The sequence below is a fragment of the Faecalibacterium prausnitzii genome, from assembly GCF_003324185.1.
Lineage (GTDB): Bacteria > Bacillota > Clostridia > Oscillospirales > Ruminococcaceae > Faecalibacterium > Faecalibacterium prausnitzii.
The window spans coordinates 66,328-87,497 of the sequence record NZ_PXUP01000002.1 but is presented as its reverse complement, the minus strand read 5'-3'; the positions used below and the strand labels follow the sequence as shown (position 1 = coordinate 87,497).

The 21,170-nt window shown below is 57.3% G+C and carries 13 protein-coding genes; 5 read left to right on the top strand and 8 right to left on the bottom strand.

The window, feature by feature from the left end:
* Window positions 1–22: 22 nt before the first annotated feature.
* The 4 genes from C7J97_RS01710 (at window position 23) to C7J97_RS01695 (ending at window position 4,263) form a co-directional block, all read left to right on the top strand.
* Window positions 23–199, top strand: coding sequence for a DUF4250 domain-containing protein (locus tag C7J97_RS01710; RefSeq protein ID WP_113991862.1), 177 nt, complete (start codon window positions 23–25; stop codon window positions 197–199).
* A 79-nt stretch (window positions 200–278) separates the two neighbouring features.
* Window positions 279–1,037, top strand: a complete 759-nt coding sequence (locus tag C7J97_RS01705; protein ID WP_113991861.1) for an esterase family protein — start codon at window positions 279–281, stop codon at window positions 1,035–1,037.
* Between the two features lie 269 nt (window positions 1,038–1,306).
* A complete protein-coding gene (locus C7J97_RS01700; protein ID WP_015538454.1) occupies window positions 1,307–1,669 on the top strand; it encodes a metal-sensing transcriptional repressor in 363 nt (120 codons plus the stop codon).
* A gap of 38 nt (window positions 1,670–1,707) precedes the next feature.
* Window positions 1,708–4,263 (top strand): heavy metal translocating P-type ATPase, encoded by a 2,556-nt coding sequence (locus C7J97_RS01695; protein WP_113991860.1) that lies wholly within the window; start codon window positions 1,708–1,710, stop codon window positions 4,261–4,263.
* A gap of 273 nt (window positions 4,264–4,536) precedes the next feature.
* Here C7J97_RS01695 and C7J97_RS01690 read toward each other — a convergent pair whose 3' ends face one another.
* Window positions 4,537–5,088: an NADH peroxidase gene (locus C7J97_RS01690; protein ID WP_005926148.1), complete on the bottom strand. Its 552-nt coding sequence runs from the start codon at window positions 5,086–5,088 to the stop codon at window positions 4,537–4,539.
* A gap of 256 nt (window positions 5,089–5,344) precedes the next feature.
* Window positions 5,345–6,706, bottom strand: coding sequence for a uracil-xanthine permease family protein (locus C7J97_RS01685; protein WP_015538452.1), 1,362 nt, complete (start codon window positions 6,704–6,706; stop codon window positions 5,345–5,347).
* A 383-nt stretch (window positions 6,707–7,089) separates the two neighbouring features.
* Between C7J97_RS01685 and C7J97_RS01680 the strand changes: the two genes are divergently transcribed.
* Window positions 7,090–8,211 (top strand): cysteine desulfurase family protein, encoded by a 1,122-nt coding sequence (locus C7J97_RS01680; RefSeq protein ID WP_113991859.1) that lies wholly within the window; start codon window positions 7,090–7,092, stop codon window positions 8,209–8,211.
* 124 nt (window positions 8,212–8,335) lie between these two features.
* On the opposite strand, the gene tuf is transcribed toward C7J97_RS01680, so the two are convergent.
* The 6 genes from tuf to rpoB all read right to left on the bottom strand — a co-directional run bounded on the left by tuf (window position 8,336) and on the right by rpoB (window position 20,777).
* Entirely contained in the window at window positions 8,336–9,538 is a 1,203-nt protein-coding gene (tuf, locus tag C7J97_RS01675; protein WP_005926172.1) for an elongation factor Tu, read from the bottom strand.
* A 172-nt stretch (window positions 9,539–9,710) separates the two neighbouring features.
* Complete coding sequence (fusA, locus tag C7J97_RS01670; protein ID WP_080545323.1) at window positions 9,711–11,837, bottom strand: elongation factor G; 2,127 nt, start codon at window positions 11,835–11,837, stop codon at window positions 9,711–9,713.
* A gap of 24 nt (window positions 11,838–11,861) precedes the next feature.
* Window positions 11,862–12,332 (bottom strand): 30S ribosomal protein S7, encoded by a 471-nt coding sequence (gene rpsG, locus C7J97_RS01665; RefSeq protein WP_005926179.1) that lies wholly within the window; start codon window positions 12,330–12,332, stop codon window positions 11,862–11,864.
* Between the two features lie 159 nt (window positions 12,333–12,491).
* Window positions 12,492–12,920, bottom strand: coding sequence for a 30S ribosomal protein S12 (gene rpsL, locus C7J97_RS01660; RefSeq protein ID WP_005926182.1), 429 nt, complete (start codon window positions 12,918–12,920; stop codon window positions 12,492–12,494).
* 293 nt (window positions 12,921–13,213) lie between these two features.
* Window positions 13,214–16,786, bottom strand: coding sequence for a DNA-directed RNA polymerase subunit beta' (gene rpoC / locus C7J97_RS01655; protein WP_113991858.1), 3,573 nt, complete (start codon window positions 16,784–16,786; stop codon window positions 13,214–13,216).
* A gap of 127 nt (window positions 16,787–16,913) precedes the next feature.
* Window positions 16,914–20,777 (bottom strand): DNA-directed RNA polymerase subunit beta, encoded by a 3,864-nt coding sequence (gene rpoB / locus C7J97_RS01650; protein ID WP_112120760.1) that lies wholly within the window; start codon window positions 20,775–20,777, stop codon window positions 16,914–16,916.
* Window positions 20,778–21,170: the final 393 nt, after the last annotated feature.

The following is a 21,170-nucleotide window of genomic DNA, read 5'->3' as shown; positions in this document are numbered from 1 at the left end:
TTGCCGCAAGGAGAGAAATAAAATGTCTTTGCCTGTTGATCCCATCATGCTGCTGAGCGTGGTGAACCTGAAACTGCGGGATCAGTATAAGGATCTCGATGCGCTGTGCGAAGATCTGGAGGCCGACAAGGCCGGTCTGTGCGCAAAACTGCACACTGTGGGCTACGATTACGACCCGCAGCGCAACCAGTTTGTCTGATTATAGCTTCCAAATCCGGCACCGGTGCGCAGCGACTGTGCCCGGGCCGGTGAATGATAAAATAAGGAGTGCTTGATTTATGATCCAGGGTACCTATTACAAAGAGTGGAGCACGGTTCTTGGCCGTGAGATGGAGTTTAAGGTGTACGGCCATGCCGGTGTGCCGGTGCTGGCACTGCCCGCCCGCGGCGGCCGTTTTTATGACTGGGAGAACAACGGAATGCCCGATGCCATTGCCCAGCTGCTGAACGAGGGCAAGGTGCAGCTGTTCTGCGCAGATGCCATGGACGGCGAAGGCCTTTTGAACGGTGATCTGCCCCAGCGCCGCCGCGCCGAGCTGCAGGAGAAGTATTTCGTCTACCTGACCGCTGAGCTTGCTCCCCGTATTCTGACCCTGAACAACGCCAAAAAGGGCACCCGGATCTGGACTGCCGGTGTAGACTTGGGCGCTTACCACGCCGTCCACTGCCGTCTGCGCCGTCCCACCCTGTTTGCAGGTGCTGTGGGCATGGGCGGCATCTACGACCTGACCCGATTCTGGGGCACCGACAGCGATGACATGGTGCTGCGCTGCGCTCCCCTTTCCTATTTGCAGGAGAACGGCATTGCCAACAAGCCTGCGCTGGCCAAGGCTGAGGAGAACAGCCTGATCCTCTGCGCCGGTCAGGGTGCCTACGAGGGCGATGCACTGGACGACACGCAGGCATTGGCCGATCTGCTGAAGGATCAGAGTATGCCCGCGCATCTGGAGATCTGGGGCGGTGACGTCTCCCACGACTGGTACTGGTGGGGCAAGATGTGGAGCCTGTTTGCACCGCGCATTCTGGAAGTAAAGTAAGAGCTTACAACGAGGGAAAGCCTGCGGGCTTCCCTCGTTTTCTTATGTGCAACGGTTTTGAATGACCCTCGCGTGCGCTCTGGCCATGTTCAGCGGAATTTCATCTTTTAATTTATGGTTCAGAAACGCCTGCGGCGTTTCCGAACCATTTTTTTGTCAGCTGTACTATTTATATTTCATTTCCTACTTGAATTGTCGGATATTATGTGCTATACTGCTGTTGTAAGAAAATATACCCCATGGGGGTTTATGAAAGGAGCGATTCCGATATGGAAGAGACCAAAAAGCACTGTTGCTGCTGCGTTGATACGCCGGAAGCGGACGCTGCGGCAGATACCGCTGTCCCCTGCTGCTGCCGCCACAAAGTGCGCAGCCCGGAGGAACACAAAGCTCTGCTCAACCGGCTGAACCGCATTGAAGGGCAGGTGCGCGGCATCCGCGGGATGTTGGAAAAGGACGCCTACTGTGTGGACATTCTGGTACAGGTAGCCGCAGCCAATGCGGCGCTGAACAGCTTTTCCCGGGAATTGCTGGCACAGCACATCGGCAGCTGCGTAGCGGATGACCTGCGTGCCGGCAGTGACGAAAAGCTGGAGGAGCTGCTCCGGCTGCTGCCCAAGCTGATGAAATGACCGCCCGCCGGGCAGACTGACCACAAGGAGAAACAACAATGGAACAATTCAACGTTACCGGCATGAGCTGCGCGGCCTGCTCTGCCCGGGTAGAAAAGGCCGTAAAGAGCGTGCCGGGCGTCACCGGCTGTTCGGTAAGCCTGCTGACCAACTCCATGGGCGTAGAAGGCACCGCTGAGGATGCCGCCATTATCCGTGCCGTAGAGCAGGCCGGTTACGGCGCAAGCCCCAAAAAAGCCGCCGCAGCGGCCAGCACCAGCGCAGAGCTGGATGCTCTAGCAGACCACGAAACGCCCAAGCTGAAACGGCGGCTCATCGCCTCGCTGGGCTTTTTGCTGGTGCTGATGTACTTTTCCATGGGGCACATGATGTGGGGCTGGCCGCTTCCCCGCTGGTTCGATGGCAACCACATTGCCATGGGGCTGGTACAGCTGCTGCTGGCAGGCATCGTGATGGTGATCAACCAGAAATTTTTCATCAATGGCTTCAAAGGGCTGGTGCACCGCTCCCCCAACATGGATACGCTGGTGGCTATGGGCTCGATGGCAAGCTTTGTGTGGAGCACCTACACCCTGTTTGCCATGACCGATGCACAGCTGCACGGCAACGAGGAACTGGTCATGCACTATATGATGGAGTTCTATTTTGAGTCTGCCGCCATGATTTTGACCCTCATCACGGTGGGCAAGATGCTGGAGGCGCGCTCCAAGGGAAAGACCACCGATGCGCTCAAAAGCCTGATGAAGCTTGCCCCCAAAACCGCTGCCCTGCTGCGGGACGGCACCGAGGTGACCGTACCCATTGAGCAGGTACAGAAGGAGGACATCTTTGTGGTGCGCCCGGGCGAGAACATCCCGGTGGACGGCATTGTGCTGGAGGGCAGCAGTGCCGTGAACGAGAGCGCGCTGACCGGCGAGAGCATCCCGGTAGACAAGGCCGTGGGCGATAAGGTAAGCGCCGCCACCACCAATCAGTCCGGCTATCTGCAGTGCCGTGCTACCCGCGTGGGCGAGGACACCACGCTGGCGCAGATCATCCGCATGGTCAGCGATGCCGCTGCTACCAAGGCACCCATTGCAAAGATCGCAGATACCGTATCCGGCTTTTTCGTGCCTGCGGTCATCAGCATTGCAGTGGTCACCACCCTTGTTTGGCTGCTGCTGGGGCGGGACGTCGGCTACGCACTGGCGCGGGGCATCTCGGTGCTGGTCATCAGCTGCCCCTGTGCGCTGGGTCTGGCAACGCCAGTGGCTATTATGGTAGGCAACGGCCTGGGCGCAAAAAACGGCATCCTGTTCAAGACCGCTGCGGCGCTAGAGGAGGCCGGGCGTACCCGCATCGTGGCGCTGGACAAGACCGGCACCATCACCTGCGGCGAGCCTACCGTCACCGACCTTCTGCCCGCTGTGGGCGTGACCGAGACCGAGCTGCTCACGCTGGCAGCTGCGCTGGAGGGCCGCAGCGAGCACCCGCTGGCGCGGGCAGTGCTGGCCTATGCGGAGGAAAAGCAGCTGGAGCTGCCCTCTGTTACCGATTTTACTGCCCTGCCGGGCAACGGCCTTACCGCCAAGCTGGAGAGCAAAGAGATCTTTGGCGGCAGCGCTGCATTTATTAGCACAAAGGTCGTTATCCCTGCTGCGCTGCAAACGCAGTCTGCCGCACTGGCTGCGCAGGGTAAGACGCCCCTGTTCTTTGGCGGCGCAGGTCGTCTGCTGGGCGTTATCGCGGTAGCTGATACCATCAAGGAGGATAGCCCGCAGGCCATCCGGGAGCTGCGGAATATGGGCATCCGCGTGGTGATGCTGACCGGCGACAACCAGCGCACCGCCGAGGCCATTGGCCGACAGGCCGGGGTGGACGAGGTGATTGCCGGGGTGCTGCCCGAGGGCAAGGAGGCCGTCATCCGGCAGCTGCAAAAGTACGGCAAGGTAGCTATGGTGGGTGACGGTATCAACGACGCCCCTGCCCTGACCCGCGCTGACACCGGCATTGCCATTGGCGCAGGCACAGACGTAGCCATTGACGCCGCGGACGTAGTACTGATGAACTCCAAGCTCTCGGACGTGCCCGCCGCCATCCGGCTGAGCCGCGCTTCCCTGCGCAACATCCACGAAAACCTGTTCTGGGCGTTTATCTATAACATCATCGGCATTCCGCTGGCAGCCGGTGTGTTCATCCCCTTAGGGCTGACGCTGAACCCCATGTTCGGCGCAGCTGCCATGAGCCTTTCCAGCTTCTGCGTGGTGAGCAACGCCTTGCGGCTGAACCTGTTTGACCTGCACAGCGCAAAGCGTGACCACCCGCCCAAACACGTCCCTGCCCTGCCCGCTGCCCTTGTGCAGCCCGCAGCGGAGGAAGATACAACTCAAAAGGAGGAGACCGCTATGAAAAAGACCCTGACCGTAGAAGGCATGATGTGCCCCCACTGTGAAGCCCGCGTCAAGAAGGCGCTGGAAGCTCTGCCGCAGGTGGACGAGGCTGTTGTCAGCCACGAAGCCGGTACTGCCATCGTTACCCTGAACGCAGAGGTGGATGATGAAGTGCTGAAGAAAGCCGTGGAGGCACAGGATTACCCCGTTACCGGTATCCAGTAAAGGGTATCAGCCACCACAAAATGCAAGAGGCAGCTGCGCAAAAATCTGCGCAGCTGCCTTTTTTGTCGCGGGACGATTTTGAATGCGCGCCGCATTCGCTTTGCGCATCTTCAGAGGAAAGATCCTTTTTTGTTTTAGAGCACCGGAGCGTCTGCGGACGCTCCGGTACTCCACTTTTACGAAAGAAGTCGTCACCACGATTAAAACGCAAAAAGCCCGCTGCAAGGCGGAATGTCCTTGCAGCGGGCAGCATAGATAACTGGGGAACCCTTATCAGACTTCGGTGTTGAAGTAGCGCTTCAGCAGGCCCTCGAAGCCGCGGCCATGGCGGGCTTCATCCTTTGCCATCTCATGGACAGTGTCGTGGATGGCGTCCAGATTCAGCGCCTTAGCCTTCTTGGCCAGATCCATCTTACCGGCGCAGGCACCGCACTCGGCCTCAGCACGCATCATCAGGTTCTTCTTGGTGCTGTCGGTCACGACCTCACCCAGCAGCTCTGCAAAGCGGGATGCGTGGTCAGCCTCTTCGTAAGCATAGCGCTTGTAGGCCTCGGCGATCTCGGGGTAGCCCTCACGCTCTGCCACGCGAGCCATGGCCAGATACATACCGACCTCGCTGCACTCACCCTCGAAGTTTGCGCGCAGACCATCAACGATCTCCTGCGGCACGCCCTCTGCCTTGCCGATGCCAACAACATGCTCGGTGACGTAGGTGTTGCCGGTCTTTTCCACAAAAGCGGAAGCGGGAGCCTTGCAAACGGGGCACTGAGCGGGGATCTCACCCTCAGCGATATAACCACAAACGGTGCAAACGTATTTCTTCATAAGAATTTACCTCCATTCGATCTGTTAAAAATGATACAGGACGGAAACCACCCGCCTGTTGCTTCTATGCTGGGCAGCCGCGCTGCCGGGTATAGAAAGAGCCATGGAAGGGGGCTTTGTGTACTTCCCTTTCCATGGCTCTATTATAGCGAATAATTCCTAGTTAGTCAAGTGTATCTTTAAGAATTATTCCTATTTATCAAAATCTGGCAGGATGCCCAAATTCCCTTATGGAAAACTGGACGCATTACCGGAATCAGACCTGCAGGTTGCCGCTGGTAGCAGCATCGGAACCGGCAGTGGCGTCAAACTCGTAGTCGTTGCCGGGCAGGATGGCGTTGAGCAGGATGCCTGCAATCGCAGCCACAGCCAGACCGGACAGGTTGATGGTGACGCTGCCAACGGTAAAGCCAACGCCGCCCACAGAGTTGAAGCCCAGTGCGCACACCAGAATGACGGCGGCAACGATCAGGTTGCGGCTGTTAGTGAAGTCCACGCGGTTCTCCACCACGTTGCGCACACCGATGGCAGAGATCATGCCATACAGCACGAAGCTGATACCGCCGATGATGCCGGTAGGGATGGTGTTGATGACGGCCTCAAACTTGGGGCTGAAGCTCAGGATGATAGCCAGCACAGCGGCAATGCGGATGACCAGCGGGTCGTAGATCTTGCTCAGTGCCAGCACGCCGGTGTTCTCGCCGTAGGTGGTGTTGGCGGGGCCGCCCAGCAGACCGGCCATGGTGGTGGCCAGACCATCGCCCATCAGGGTGCGGTTCAGGCCGGGGTCATTGATATAGTTGTGGCCAACGGTGGCGCTGATGGCGGCAATATCGCCAACGTGCTCCATCATGGTAGCCAGTGCGATGGGGATAATGGTGAACAGAGCGCTGATGAACTCCGGGCTGCCGTCAATGGCAAACAGACCCATAGCCTCCTTGTGCAGGGGGATGCCCAGCCAGGCGGCCTCGGAGATTTTCTGGAAGTCCACTGCGCCGGTGACCAGTGCCACAGCGTAGGAGACCAGCACGCCGATGAGGATGGGCAGGATCTTGACCATGCCCTTGCCCCAGATGTTGCACACGATAACAGTGCCCAGTGCCACAAAGGCCAGCAGCCAGTTGGACTGGCAGTTGGTGATAGCAGAGGGGGCAAGGATCAGACCGATGGAGATGATGATGGGGCCGGTGACCACCGGCGGGAAGAACTTCATGATGCGGCGGATGCCAAAGGTGGAGATCAGCAGGCTGGCCACCAGATAGACCAAACCCGAGAATGCAATGGCAGCGCAGGCATAAGGCAGCATCTTAGTGTTGGCAACGGTCAGGTTGCCATCGGCATCAGCCAGCATGGGAGCCACGATGGAGAAGCCGCCCAGATACGCAAAGGAGGAGCCGAGGAATGCCGGGACCTTCTTTTTGGTAATGAGGTGGAACAGCAGCGTGCCCAGACCGGCACACAGCAGAGTGGTGGAAACGCTCAGGCCGGTGAGCAGCGGCACCAGAACCGTTGCGCCAAACATAGCAAACATATGCTGCACACCCAGAATAAACATTCTGCCGGTGCCCAGCTTTTTGGCGTCGTATACGCCCTTGGAGTAATCGATCTTTTCGCTCATAGAAAACCTCCTATACTGTTATTCCCAAAAAAAGAGGCATTGCCGTTGAAACAGCAGTGCCTCTGAATTTCAGGAACAAGACCTCCACACAAAAATGGGAAAGAAGCAGCTATGCAGTCGCTCGCGCTTGAACATTGTGCTCCTCCCCTTCTTTTTGTGTTCTTTCCAACAACCGGAACCGCTCCGGCAAGGCAGCAGCAACGCCGCAGCCTTTTTGTTAAGTATAGCAGATTTTGGGCTTTCCAGCAAGGTGTTGACAGCTTTTTCTTGCCTGTTACACTGCGCCGTGGGCTGCGGGGGTTGCGCTTTTGGACGGAATGCCCTATAATAGAGCCTGTTCTTATTTCCTACTATCATAATATGTTGATATAACAGGAGGCTCTATGCTCTATCTGGATTACTCTGCCAACACCCCCGTGGACGAGGCGGTGCTGCAATGCTTCTGCGAAGCCGAGCGGCGCTACCCGGGCAATGCCAATGCCCACCATCAGGCAGGCGCTGCCGCAAAGGCTGCTATAAACGAGGCGACCCGCAGCATTGCCCGCTGTCTGGGCGCACCGCCTGCGGGCATCATCTATACCTCCGGTGCAAGTGAGGCCAACAATCTTGCCGTGAAGGGGCTGGCAGCGCTGGGAGGTACAGCGGACAGGCACATCCTCTCTACTCCGCTGGAGCATTCGTCCGTCAGCGGCAGTCTGGAGGCCCTGCAAAAGCAGAGATACGAGGTGGAGCTGCTGGACATCCTGCCGGACGGCACAGTAGACCTTGCAGACCTGAAAAAACGGCTGCGCCCGGACACCGTTCTGGTTGCTGTGACTGCCGTGGACAGCGAGTTGGGCGTAGTGCAGCCCATTGCAGAGATTGCAGAGCTTTTAAAGGCATACCCCAACTGCCATTTCCATGTGGACGCCACGCAGGCTGTGGGGAAAATTCCTGTGCAGTTTGAGGGCATGGACACCATGAGCCTGACAGCCCATAAGTTTTACGGGCTCAACGGCATCGGTGTGCTGGTAAAGCGGCTGGGGCTGGCACTGCCGCCCCTCATCCACGGCGGAGAGAGCACTACCCCCTACCGCAGCGGCACACCTACCGTAGCCCTTGCCTGCTCGCTGGCGCTGGCTTTGGAAAAGGCTACTGCGGAGCTGCCAGCCCGCGCCGCAACTGTGCGCAGCCTGAATGACCGGCTGCGTGCAGAGCTTTCCCGCTATCCAAAAGTACGCATCAACAGCCCGGCAAACGCTGTGCCACATATCCTGAACCTGAGTGTGCAGGGCGTAAAGGGTACCGTGTTCCAGCGGGAGTTGGACACACGCGGGGTATGCGTCTCGGTCAAATCCGCCTGTTCGTCCGATGGGTTGCCTTCCCGCGCAGTGCTTGCAGTCAGTCAAGACCGGCGCAACGCCCTTTCCTCTTGGCGCATCAGCCTGAGCCACCTTACCACAGAAGAGGAAGCGACCGCCTTTCTGCACGCCTTTGCAGACTGCTATAACACCCTGACCCAGTAAAGGAGCTGTGAAACAAAGCCGTTTGCAGCTGCCATAAACAAACAAAAAGACCTTCCCGCTCTCCGGAACGGGAAGGTCTTTATAAATTGCTAATTAGCCTTGGAACTTACGTTCAAGGACAAAATCACTCAATGATCTTGCCAACAACGCCGGAACCAACGGTACGGCCACCCTCACGGATAGCGAAACGCAGGCCCTCTTCCATAGCAACAGGGGTCAGCAGCTCAACGTGCATCATGACGTTATCGCCGGGCATGCACATCTCGGTGCCTTCGGGCAGGGTGATGATGCCGGTCACGTCAGTGGTACGGAAGTAGAACTGAGGACGATAGTTGGAGAAGAAGGGAGTGTGACGGCCGCCTTCGTCCTTGGTCAGGACGTAGACCTGAGCCTCAAAGACGTTGTGGGGGTGCACAGAACCGGGCTTAGCCAGAACCTGGCCACGCTCGATCTGGGAACGATCAACACCACGCAGCAGAGCGCCGATGTTATCGCCAGCCTCAGCGAAGTCCAGAGACTTACGGAACATCTCCAGACCGGTGATGGTGGTGTTCAGACGGTCGGGCTTGATGCCGACGATCTCCATAGCATCGCCAACCTTGGCCATACCACGCTCAACACGACCGGTAGCAACGGTACCACGGCCAGAAATGGTCATGACATCCTCGATGGGCATCAGGAAGGGCTTGTCCTCCTCACGATCCGGGTTGGGGATGTAGGAATCAACAGCATCCATCAGCTCCTTGATGCAAGCGTAAGCGGGATCCTCGGGATCGTTGGGAGCCTCCAGAGCCTTCAGAGCGGAACCACGAATGATCGGGGTGTCGTCGCCCGGGAAGTCGTACTCGCTCAGCAGCTCACGAATCTCCATCTCGACCAGATCCAGCAGCTCTTCGTCATCGACCATATCGCACTTGTTCATGAACACAACGATATAGGGCACGCCGACCTGACGAGCCAGCAGAATGTGCTCACGGGTCTGGGGCATGGGACCATCGGTAGCAGCAACGACCAGAATAGCGCCGTCCATCTGAGCAGCACCAGTGATCATGTTCTTAACGTAGTCAGCATGGCCCGGGCAGTCAACGTGAGCGTAGTGACGCTTCTCGGTCTGGTACTCAACGTGAGCGGAGTTGATCGTGATACCACGAGCACGCTCCTCAGGAGCCTTATCGATGTTAGCGTAGTCCATGAACTCTGCATCACCCTTCAGAGCCAGGTACTTGGTGATAGCAGCGGTCAGAGTGGTCTTGCCGTGGTCAACGTGACCGATGGTGCCGATGTTAACATGCGGCTTAGAACGGTCGAACTTTGCCTTTTCAGCCATTGGAATATCCTCCCTTAATTTAGGTTTTGATATTGGTTACAACAACCCTGCAAAATGCAGACATTGCACTGCAAGGCTATTCTACTAAATTTGCCCTGTAAAATCAAGTGCTTTTACAGGAAATTTTGCCGGAGTTACACTACCCCGGCAAAATTCTCATGCTTTTCAGCGCTTAGCCCTTGGTACGGCCAGCAATGATCTGGTCAGCAATGTTCTTGGGAACCGGCTCGTAGTGAGAGGGCTCCATAACATACTGGCCACGACCCTGAGTCTTGGAACGCAGGTCGGTAGCGTAGCCGAACATCTGAGCCAGAGGCACAAATGCGTTGACACGCTGGGTACCGGCCATAGCCTCCATGCCCTGGATCTGACCACGGCGAGCGTTCAGGTCACCGATAACATCGCCCAGATATTCATCAGGAACGATAACAGCAACCTTCATGATGGGCTCGGTGATGATAGGATCAGCCTTGCGCATAGCATCCTTGAATGCCATAGAGCCAGCGATGGAGAAGGCCATTTCAGAGGAGTCGACCTCATGATAAGAACCATCCCACAGGGTGACCTTAACATCAACAACAGGATAGCCTGCCAGAACGCCAGCCTTCATAGCACCCTGAATACCGTTGTCGATAGCAGGGATGTATTCCTTCGGGATAGCGCCGCCAACGATAGCGTTGACGAACTCGTAACCCTTGCCGGGCTCGTTGGGCTCGATCTTGATCTTAACGTGACCGTACTGGCCCTTACCACCGGACTGACGTGCGTACTTGGTCTCCTGGTTGGCCTCCTTGCGGATGGTCTCACGGTAAGCAACCTGAGGTGCACCCACGTTTGCCTCAACCTTGAACTCGCGCAGCAGACGGTCAACGATGATCTCCAGATGCAGCTCGCCCATACCAGCAATAATGGTCTGGCCGGTCTCTTCATCGGTGTAGGTCTTGAAGGTCGGATCCTCTTCGGCCAGCTTTGCCAGCGCGATACCCATCTTCTCGTTACCAGCCTTGGTCTTAGGCTCGATAGCAACGCGGATAACGGGCTCGGGGAACTTCATGGACTCCAGAATGATGGGATGATTCTCATCACACAGAGTATCACCAGTGGTGGTGTTCTTCAGACCGACAACAGCAGCAATATCACCTGCATAGCAGCAGTCGATATCCTTGCGGTGGTTGGAGTGCATCTGCAGGATGCGACCCATACGCTCCTTGCTGTCCTTCACAGAGTTGTAAACAGTAGTACCTGCCTCAACCTTACCGGAGTACACACGGAAGTATGCCAGCTTACCAACGAACGGGTCGGTAGCGATCTTGAAAGCCAAAGCTGCGAAGGGAGCGTCGTCGGAAGACGGACGGGTCTCCTGCTCTTCGGTCTCAGGATTCACACCCTTGATGTCCTCAACATCGGTAGGAGCGGGCATATAGTCAACGATAGCGTCCAGCAGCTTCTGCACACCGCGGTTCTTGTAGGAAGAGCCGCAGACAACGGGAACCAGAGTATTTGCAATGGTTTCCTTGCGGATAGCCTTCTTCAGTTCCTCGCGGGTGATTTCCTCGCCCTCAAGGTACTTCTCCATCAACTCTTCGTCGTTCTCGGCAACAGCCTCGACCAGAATGTTACGGTACTCTTCAGCCTGCTCGACCATATCCTCGGGGATGGGCTCGGTACGCATATCGTTGCCCATGTCGTCGTAGTAGACCTCAGCGTTCATATCGACCAAGTCAACGATACCGCGGAAGGTATCCTCCTGACCGATAGGCAGCTGGATGGCCACGCCGTTGGCGTGCAGACGATCATGCAGCATCTTGATGCAGCGGAAGAAGTCAGCACCCATGGTGTCCATCTTGTTGACGTACACCATACGGGGGACTTTGTATTCATCAGCCTGACGCCAAACAGTCTCAGACTGAGGCTCGACACCACCCTTTGCGGCCAGAACGGTCACAGAACCGTCCAGAACGCGCAGAGAGCGCTGGACCTCAACAGTGAAGTCCACGTGGCCCGGAGTGTCGATAATGTTGATGCGGTGACGATTCTTCTTGAACGCGACCGGATCCTTCTGGGTCTCGGAGTGAGACCAGTAGCAGGTGGTAGCAGCGGAAGTGATGGTGATACCACGCTCCTGCTCCTGAACCATCCAGTCCATCGTGGCGCCGCCATCGTGGACCTCACCGATCTTATGGTTGATACCGGTGTAGTACAGGATACGCTCGGTAGTGGTCGTCTTGCCGGCATCGATATGAGCCATAATGCCGATATTTCTCGTCATCTGAAGAGAAACTTCTCTGGGTGTAGCCATGAAATTAACCTCCTACAGAACAGATCAATAACGGAAATGTGCGAAAGCCTTGTTAGCTTCTGCCATCTTGTGAGTGTCCTCACGCTTCTTCACGGCGTTACCAGTGTTGTTGGCAGCATCCATGATCTCAGCAGCCAGACGCTGTGCCATGGTCTTCTCACCACGGGTGCGGCTGTAGGCAGTCAGCCAGCGCAGACCCAGAGTCTCGCGGCGAGCGGGGCTGACCTCCAGGGGAACCTGGTAGTTAGCGCCACCAACACGGCGGGTCTTGCACTCGAGGCTGGGCATGATGTTCTCCATCGCCTTCTCGAAAGTCTCCAGAGGATCGTTGCCGGTCTTTTCCTGAATCATGGAGAAAGCTTCGTAAACGATCTTCTGAGCGACGCCCTTCTTGCCATCCAGCATGACGCTGTTGACCAGACGGGTGACCATCTTGGAATTGTAAATAGGATCAGCTAAGACATCGCGCTTAGCAATGTTACCTCTTCTAGGCATCTTTCTTCCCTCCTTCACAGAATGATATCATCGGTACTCGAAAGTAATAAAACTCCCGTTGTGTCACAAAGAGCTGACCTTACATAAACCGTTACCCTCCGCTTTTAAGCGGACTTGTTATTTATATAAAGGAAAGCCGTTTATGGCGGTTGTCCTCAATTACTTCTTTGCAGCACCGGCCTTAGGACGCTTTGCGCCGTACTTGGAGCGGGCCTGATTACGGCCTGCCACACCCTGAGTATCCAGGGTACCACGGATGATGTGGTAACGCACACCGGGCAGGTCCTTAACACGGCCGCCACGGATCAGCACGACGGAGTGCTCCTGCAGGTTATGGCCGATACCGGGAATGTAAGAGGTGACCTCGATACCATTCGTGAGGCGGACACGAGCAACCTTACGCAGAGCAGAGTTAGGCTTCTTGGGGGTCATGGTACGAACTGCAGTGCAGACACCACGCTTCTGGGGGCTGCTCAGATCAGAGTACTGCTTCTTCTGAGAGTTATAAGTCTTCTGCAGAGCGGGAGCGGTGCTCTTGGTAGTCAGGACCTCACGGCCTTTGCGTACAAGCTGGTTAAAAGTAGGCATTTTGTTTCTCCTTTCTTAATGATGAACATCGGAAGATTTTCCGACTTTTTTGCCGCACTATCCCCATGAGGGACGCGCAACAGTTATATAATACCCGCTTTGCGGCCGGATGTCAACAGTTTTTGCAAATTTTTTTGTATTTATTCCAGATTTTTTCTTTCAGACAGTTTTGGGCAGAAAAAGTGCCTTTTCCATCCCCTGCTGCGCTGCCTTTGGCACGCAAAAACCGCCCCGCAGGCTTTCGCCCACGGAGCGGTTTTGTTTAACGGATCAGATCCTGACAGATGCCGCGCTTACTGTGCGGAGGCAGCCAGCTCGGCTGCGATCTCGGCATCGCGCTCAGCCTCACGGTTCTTCAGATCCTCACGCACCTCCGGCAGACCGGTACCGGCGGGGATCAGCTTACCGATGATGACGTTCTCCTTCAGACCGGACAGCGGGTCGACCTTGCCCTTGATGGCAGCCTCGGTCAGCACGCGGGTGGTCTCCTGGAAGGATGCAGCAGACAGGAAGGAATCGTTGGCCAGAGCAGCCTTGGTGATGCCCAGCAGCACCTGCTGATACTCTACCAGCTTCAGGCCCTCTTCGCCTGCATCAATGCGCTTCTGCAGATCGGCATTGATGTTCTCCACCTCCAGACGGCTTGCCAAGGCACCGCCGATCAGGTTGGAGGAGCCGGAGTCGGTCACACGCACCTTGCGGCACATCTGACGGACGATGACTTCGATATGCTTATCGTTGATCTCAACGCCCTGCAGACGGTAGACCTTCTGGACCTCGTTGATCAGGTAGTTCTGCACGTCCTCCAGACCCTTGATGGCCAGAATATCCTGCGGGTACAGCACGCCCTCACGGGTGATGATGTCGCCCTTCTCCACGCGGTCGCCGGGCATCACGCGGGAATGCTGAGTGAACGGGATGGAGTAGCTCTTGACTTCCTCAGCACCGTTCTCGTCCTTGCCGGTGACCTTGATGACCACGTTCTTCTTGGTGTCGTCCTGAGAGACCACACCGGAGATCTCGCTCATGATGGCCATGCTCTTGGGACGGCGGCTCTCGAACAGCTCCTCAACACGGGGCAGACCCTGTGTAATATCCTCGGCAGATGCGATACCGCCGGTATGGAAAGTACGCATGGTCAGCTGAGTACCGGGCTCGCCGATGGACTCTGCGGCGATAACACCGACAGACTCGCCCAGACGGACCGGCTCGCCGTTGGCCATATCGGAACCGTAGCAGCGTGCGCAGACGCCGGTCTTTGCACGGCAGGTCAGCAGGCTGCGGATTTTCAGACGGGTGATACCGGCTGCCTCGATCTCGTTGGCATCGTACAGGTCGATCATCTTGCCCTCGGGCACGATAACCTTGCCAGTGATGGGATTGACCACATCGCCCACGGCAAAACGGCCGATCAGACGCTCGCGGAAGCTCTCGATCTTCTCCTTGCCCTCGTGGATCTCAGAGACCCACAGGCCATCGGTGGTGCCGCAGTCGATCTCGCGGACGATGACGTCCTGAGAAACATCGACCATGCGGCGGGTCAGGTAACCGGAGTCGGCAGTACGCAGAGCGGTATCAGCCAGACCCTTACGAGCACCACGGGCAGAAACGAAATATTCCAGAATGTTCAGACCTTCGCGGTAGTTTGCACGAATGGGCATCTCGATGGTGTGACCGGCGGTGTTTGCCAGCAGGCCGCGCATACCGGCCAGCTGCTTGATCTGGTTCATAGAACCACGAGCACCGGAGTCTGCCATCATATAGATCTCGTTGTCCTTGGGCAGGTTGTCTGCCAGAGCCTTGGAGACCTTATCGGTGGTCTTCTGCCAGATATCGATGGTCTTGTTGTAACGCTCGTTATCCGAGATCAGACCACGGTTGAACAGCTTGCCGACCTTGGCGATTTCCTTATCGGCCTCGGCGATCAGCTCCTGCTTCTGGGGCGGGATCACAGCGTCGCACACAGCCACGGAGATAGCAGACAGGGTGGAGTACTTATAGCCCTGTGCCTTGATGGCATCCAGCATCTTAGCGCACTTGCGGGTGCCGTTGCGGGTCATGCAGCGGGAGATGATCTCGGGCAGGGTCTTTTTGGTCACGCGGAAGCTGACCTCGTACTCCAGCCAGTGCTCGGGATCGGTACGATCCACATAGCCCAGGTTCTGGGGAATGGGATTGTTGAAGATGATGCGGCCGGCGGTGGCATCCACCAGACCGGTGCGCTCCACGCCGTCAATGGTCATGGTGCGGCGCACCTTGATGGGTGCGTGCAGGGTGATGACGTGCTCGGCGTAAGCCATCAGAGCCTCGTTCTCATCACGGAACACCTTGCCTGCGCCCTCGTCGTTCTCGCGGACAGTGGTCAGGTAGTAGCTGCCCAGGATCATATCCTGCGTAGGCACGGTAACAGGTGCGCCGTCAGAGGGCTTCAGCAGGTTGCCGGAAGCCAGCATCAGCATCTTAGCCTCACGGCAGGCGTCCTCGCTCAAGGGCAGATGGACTGCCATCTGGTCGCCGTCAAAGTCGGCGTTGAATGCGGTACAGGCCAGCGGGTGCAGTTTGACTGCACGGCCTTCCACCAGCACGGGGTTAAAGGCCTGAATACCCAGACGGTGCAGGGTAGGTGCACGGTTCAGCAACACGGGGTGACCCTTGATGACGGTCTCGAGGCTGTCCCAGACCTCGGGCTTTGCGCGCTCGACCATCTTGCGGGCGGACTTGATGTTGTTGGCAATGCCCTTCTCCACTAGATCCTTCATGACAAAGGGCTTGAACAGCTCCAGAGCCATCTCCTTGGGCAGACCGCACTGATCCATCTTCAGCTCAGGGCCGACGACGATAACGGAACGGCCGGAGTAGTCAACACGCTTGCCCAGCAGGTTCTGACGGAAGCGGCCCTGCTTGCCCTTCAGCAGATCGGAAAGACTCTTCAGTGCACGATTGTTGGGGCCGGTGACCGGACGGCCGCGGCGGCCGTTGTCGATCAGGCTGTCCACAGCCTCCTGCAGCATACGCTTCTCGTTGCGCACGATGATGTCAGGAGCGCCCAGCTCCAGCAGGCGGCGCAGACGGTTGTTGCGGTTGATGACGCGGCGGTACAGGTCGTTCAGGTCGGAGGTGGCAAAGCGGCCGCCGTCCAGCTGAACCATGGGGCGCAGGTCAGGCGGCAGCACGGGCAGCACATCCATGATCATCCACTCGGGACGGTTGCCGGAGATGCGGAAAGCCTCAACAACCTCCAGACGCTTGAGGATGCGCACGCGCTTCTGGCCGGAGGACTTTTCCACCTCGGCGGTCAGCTCAGCGCTCAGCTGATCCAGATCGATCTCCTTCAGCAGGGTCTGGACAGCCTCGGCGCCCATGGCAGCCTCGAACTCGTCGCCGTAACGATCGCGCATTTCGCGGTATTCCTTCTCGGTCAGCAGCTGCTTCTTGTCCAGCGGGGTCAGACCGGGATCGGTGACAATATAGCTTGCAAAGTACAGCACCTTTTCCAGCAGGCGGGGGCTGATGTCCAGCATCAGGCCGATGCGGCTGGGGATGCCCTTGAAGTACCAGATGTGGCTCACAGGAGCGGCCAGCTCGATGTGACCCATACGCTCACGGCGGACCTTGGCCTTGGTGACCTCGACGCCGCAGCGATCACACACCTTGCCCTTGTAACGGATGCGCTTGTACTTACCGCAGTGGCACTCCCAGTCCTTGGTAGGTCCAAAAATGCGCTCGCAGTACAGGCCGTCACGCTCCGGCTTCAGGGTGCGGTAGTTGATGGTTTCGGGCTTTTTGACCTCGCCGTAGCTCCAAGCGCGGATCTGCTCCGGGGAGGCAAGGCCGATTTTAATGGAATCGAAAACGTTGTTTTCCATGAAACGAACCCTTTCTTAATCTCTAGTTGTTTCGATGATACAGGCGGCTTTTCTGTTACAGGATCACAGGCGCTTCTCCCCTGCCGCAGCACGCGGCCAAGGGGGAAGGCTGTGTTGTGTATCCAGATCAGAAATCTACTTCGTCAGAAGCAGCCGGAGCCTCGGCACCGGAGTTATCGTCCTCCAGCACAGAAGGATCATCGAAACCTGCATCGGCGTCCTTGATGTTGTAATCAGTCAGTTCGCTCTCCTGCACCACAGTCTCGGTACCGGCAACGTCACGCATATCAAAGCCGGTCTCTTCATCATCGAAGTTCTGGCGCATATCGATCTCGTTGCCGTCCTTATCCTGCACGATCACGTCCATACCCAGAGACTGCAGTTCCTTCAGCATAACGCGGAAGGACTCGGGGATGCCGGGCTGCGGGATGGGCTCGCCCTTGACGATGGCTTCGTAGGTCTTGACGCGACCCTCCACATCATCGGACTTGACAGTCAGGATCTCCTGCAGGGTGTAAGCGGCGCCGTAAGCTTCCAGTGCCCAGACCTCCATCTCGCCGAAGCGCTGACCGCCGAACTGAGCCTTGCCGCCCAGAGGCTGCTGAGTGACCAGAGAGTAGGGGCCGGTGGAACGGGCGTGGATCTTATCGTCGACCAGGTGATGCAGCTTGAGGTAGTACATATAACCAACGGTAACGCGGTTATCAAACTTTTCACCGGTACGGCCATCGTAAACGGTGGTCTTGCCGTCACGATCCAGCTCGATCTTGGAGAAGTCGATGATGTGGCCCTTCTCGCCCATGATCTTGGGGAGCTTGGTGGGGTATGCAGGTGCATTCTCACCGTGCCACATCTCGCGGGCGGTATCAAAGGTATCGCCGATGTCGTTCTCACGGGCAGAGTCAAAGACAGGGGTCATGACCTTGATGCCGCAGGCCTTGGCAGCGTAGCCAAGGTTGACTTCCAGCACCTGACCGATATTCATACGGGAAGGCACGCCCAGCGGGTTCAGCACGATATCCAGCGGAGTGCCGTCGGGCAGGTAGGGCATATCCTCCTGCGGCAGGATGCGGGAAACAACACCCTTGTTACCGTGACGGCCTGCCATCTTATCGCCGACGCTGATCTTACGCTTCTGGGCGATATAGCAACGGACGACCTCGCGCACACCGGGCTGCAGCTCGTCGCTGTTCTCCGGGGTAAAGACCTTGACATCCACAATGATGCCGTATGCGCCGTGAGGCACACGCAGAGAGGTGTCGCGCACCTCGCGGGCCTTCTCGCCGAAGATGGCGCGCAGCAGGCGCTCCTCAGCGGTCAGCTCAGTCTCGCCCTTTGGGGTGACCTTACCGACCAGAATATCGCCGCTCTTGACCTCGGCACCGATGCGGATGATGCCGCGCTCGTCCAGATCTTTCAGGGCGTCCTCAGAAACGTTGGGGATGTCGCGGGTGATTTCTTCGGGTCCCAGCTTGGTATCGCGGCTCTCGGTCTCGTACTCCTCGATGTGGATGGAGGTGTACACGTCCTCACGCACGATCTTCTCGTTCAGCAGGACGGCGTCCTCGTAGTTGTAGCCCTCCCAGGTCATGAAGCCGATCAGGGCGTTCTTACCCAGAGAGATCTCGCCGTTGCGCATTGCGGGGCCATCGGCCAGCACCTGACCGGCGGTGACGGTCTCGCCCACTTCTACGATGGGGCGCTGGTTGATGCAGGTGCCTGCGTTGGAGCGGGCAAACTTGATCAGAGAATAATCCTCCAGAGCGCCCTGCTCGTTGCGCACCACAACATGGTCGGCGTCGACCTTTTCCACAACGCCGTTGCTCTTGGCCAGCACAGCGGTGCCGGAGTCGGTAGCAGCCTTGTACTCCATACCGGTAGCAACAATGGGCTGCTGGGTGACCATCAGAGGCACTGCCTGACGCTGCATGTTAGAGCCCATCAGTGCACGGTTACAGTCATCGTTCTCCAGGAAGGGGATGCAAGCGGTAGCAACAGAGACCATCATTCGCGGAGAAACGTCCATGTAATCGACCTTCTCTGCGTCGATTTCCAAGATCTCGTCGCGGCGGCGGGCAGACACACGGGGACGGATGAAGTGCTTGCCTTCATCCAGCGGCTCGTTGGCCTGTGCCACAACGTACTCGTCCTCCACATCGGCGGTCATATACTCCACCTCGTCGGTGACGACCTGCTCGATGAGATTGTTGTTCTCGTCGTAGATCTTCTTGACCTTGCGGTAGGGAGCCTCCACGAAGCCGTACTCGTTGATCTTGGCGTAGGATGCCAGATAGGAGATCAGACCGATGTTGGGGCCTTCAGGGGTCTCAATGGGGCACATACGGCCATAGTGGCTGTAATGAACGTCGCGGACTTCGAAGCCTGCGCGGTCACGGCTCAGACCGCCGGGGCCCAGAGCAGACAGACGGCGCTTGTGGGTCAGCTCAGCCAGAGGGTTATTCTGATCCATGAACTGAGACAGCGGAGAGGAGCCGAAGAACTCCTTGATGGCTGCCACCACAGGACGGATGTTGATCAGTGCCTGCGGAGTGATGACGCTCTGATCCTGGCTCTGCAGGGTCATGCGCTCACGGATGACGCGCTCCATACGGGAGAAACCGATGCGGAACTGGTTCTGCAGCAGCTCGCCCACGCTGCGGATACGGCGGTTGCCCAGATGGTCGATATCATCGGTGGTGCCGATGCCGTAGCCCAGACCGTTCAGGTAGTTGATGGAGGACAGGATATCGTCGATGGTGACGGTACGGCCGATGAGCAGGTCGTGATCCTTCTTCAGGCTCTCCATGACCTCCTCGGCGCTGGAGGCGTTATCAAGGATCTTGCGCAGCTCCTTGAGGCAGCAGCGCTCGTTGATGCCGCACTCCTTGACATCCACACCCTTGAATGCGGGGTAGTAGCTGTCGATGATGGCCTGTGCATCCACGCAGCCGTTGGTGATGACCTTGACCTTGTGGGGCTGATCCTTCATGGGATCATCGATCTTCAGCACGACCAGATTCACGCCGGCAGCATCGATCCGCTCGGCCAGCTTGCGGTCGATCTTCTTGTCGGCCTCGACAAGGATCTCGCCGGTGAAGGGATCCACCACGTTCTCTGCGGCCACATGGTCCATGATGCGGCGTGCCAGAGACAGCTTCTTATTCATCTTATAGCGGCCGAAGCGGGACAGGTCGTACCGGCGCGGATCGAAGAACAGCATATCGATCTGGCTGGTAGCGGACTCCACCGTGGGGGGCTCGCCGGGGCGCAGCTTGCGGTAGACCTCCAGCAGGCCCTCCTCGCGGTTCTTGGTGGTATCCTTTTCCAGCGTGGCCAGAATGCGCTCGTCCTCGCCGAAGTAGTTCAGGATATCCTCGTTAGAGGACAGGCCCAGTGCACGGCACAGCACGGTGACGGGCAGCTTACGGTTCTTATCGATACGGACATAGAACACGTTGGCGGCATCGGTCTCGTACTCCAGCCATGCACCGCGGTTGGGGTTCATGGTGGCGCTGTACAGGTCGTTACCGACCTTATCCTTCGCATGGCCGTAGAACACACCGGGAGAGCGGACCAGCTGGCTGACGATTGCACGCTCAGCACCGTTGATGACAAAGGTGCCTGCGTCGGTCATCAGGGGGAAGTCACCCATGAAGATCTCCTGATCCTTCACCTCGCCGGTCTCCTTGTTCAGCAGACGGGCAGTGACGCGCAGGGGGGCTGCAAAGGTAACGTCGCGCTCCTTGCACTCCTTGATGCTGTACTTCGGCTCCTTATCCAGCCGGAAGTCCACAAAGCTCAGTGCCAGATTGCCGGTGTAGTCCTCAATGGTGCCGATATCGTGGAAGACCTCCTTCAGGCCTTCATCCAGGAACCACTGATACGAGTTCTTCTGCACCTCGATCAGGTTCGGCATACTGATGACTTCGTCGATGTGGGAGAAGCTCATGCGCTCGGTTTTGCCGAGCTTTACGGGCTTGACTTTCATCATAAAATCAACCACTCCTTACTTTTATATTCTACGGGATGTCGTATACGCGGGTCAAATTTGAGCAGACACACATAATTCGACCCGCGTCCTGCGGAACCTTCCGGCATTTTGCACAAACTTTTCGGGGTGACCCCTCAAGTGGCAGCCATCACAGCTCCCTTTTTGACGCACTAGTCCATTATGTGATACTAATGCAGTATACACCCCAAAACCCCTGTTGTCAAGCCATTTTTCAGTTTTTTGCCGAAATAAATTTAATTTTCGGTTTGTTTTCGAACGCCCGGCAGCGTGTAGCCGTTTACTTTTCAAGTACTTGATTTTTTTATTTTGCACGTTCCTGTTCATAACACCCTTGTGCAATTTGTCTATCTTTGCTCTTGCGCCCGGAGGTAT

Coding starts and splice junctions, on each gene's coding strand:
- C7J97_RS01710 (WP_113991862.1), top strand. CDS start 23: ATGTCTTTGCCTGTTGATCCCATCATGCTGCTGAGCGTGGTGAACCTG.
- C7J97_RS01705 (WP_113991861.1), top strand. CDS start 279: ATGATCCAGGGTACCTATTACAAAGAGTGGAGCACGGTTCTTGGCCGT.
- C7J97_RS01700 (WP_015538454.1), top strand. CDS start 1,307: ATGGAAGAGACCAAAAAGCACTGTTGCTGCTGCGTTGATACGCCGGAA.
- C7J97_RS01695 (WP_113991860.1), top strand. CDS start 1,708: ATGGAACAATTCAACGTTACCGGCATGAGCTGCGCGGCCTGCTCTGCC.
- C7J97_RS01690 (WP_005926148.1), bottom strand. CDS start 5,088: ATGAAGAAATACGTTTGCACCGTTTGTGGTTATATCGCTGAGGGTGAG.
- C7J97_RS01685 (WP_015538452.1), bottom strand. CDS start 6,706: ATGAGCGAAAAGATCGATTACTCCAAGGGCGTATACGACGCCAAAAAG.
- C7J97_RS01680 (WP_113991859.1), top strand. CDS start 7,090: ATGCTCTATCTGGATTACTCTGCCAACACCCCCGTGGACGAGGCGGTG.
- tuf (WP_005926172.1), bottom strand. CDS start 9,538: ATGGCTGAAAAGGCAAAGTTCGACCGTTCTAAGCCGCATGTTAACATC.
- fusA (WP_080545323.1), bottom strand. CDS start 11,837: ATGGCTACACCCAGAGAAGTTTCTCTTCAGATGACGAGAAATATCGGC.
- rpsG (WP_005926179.1), bottom strand. CDS start 12,332: ATGCCTAGAAGAGGTAACATTGCTAAGCGCGATGTCTTAGCTGATCCT.
- rpsL (WP_005926182.1), bottom strand. CDS start 12,920: ATGCCTACTTTTAACCAGCTTGTACGCAAAGGCCGTGAGGTCCTGACT.
- rpoC (WP_113991858.1), bottom strand. CDS start 16,786: ATGGAAAACAACGTTTTCGATTCCATTAAAATCGGCCTTGCCTCCCCG.
- rpoB (WP_112120760.1), bottom strand. CDS start 20,777: ATGATGAAAGTCAAGCCCGTAAAGCTCGGCAAAACCGAGCGCATGAGC.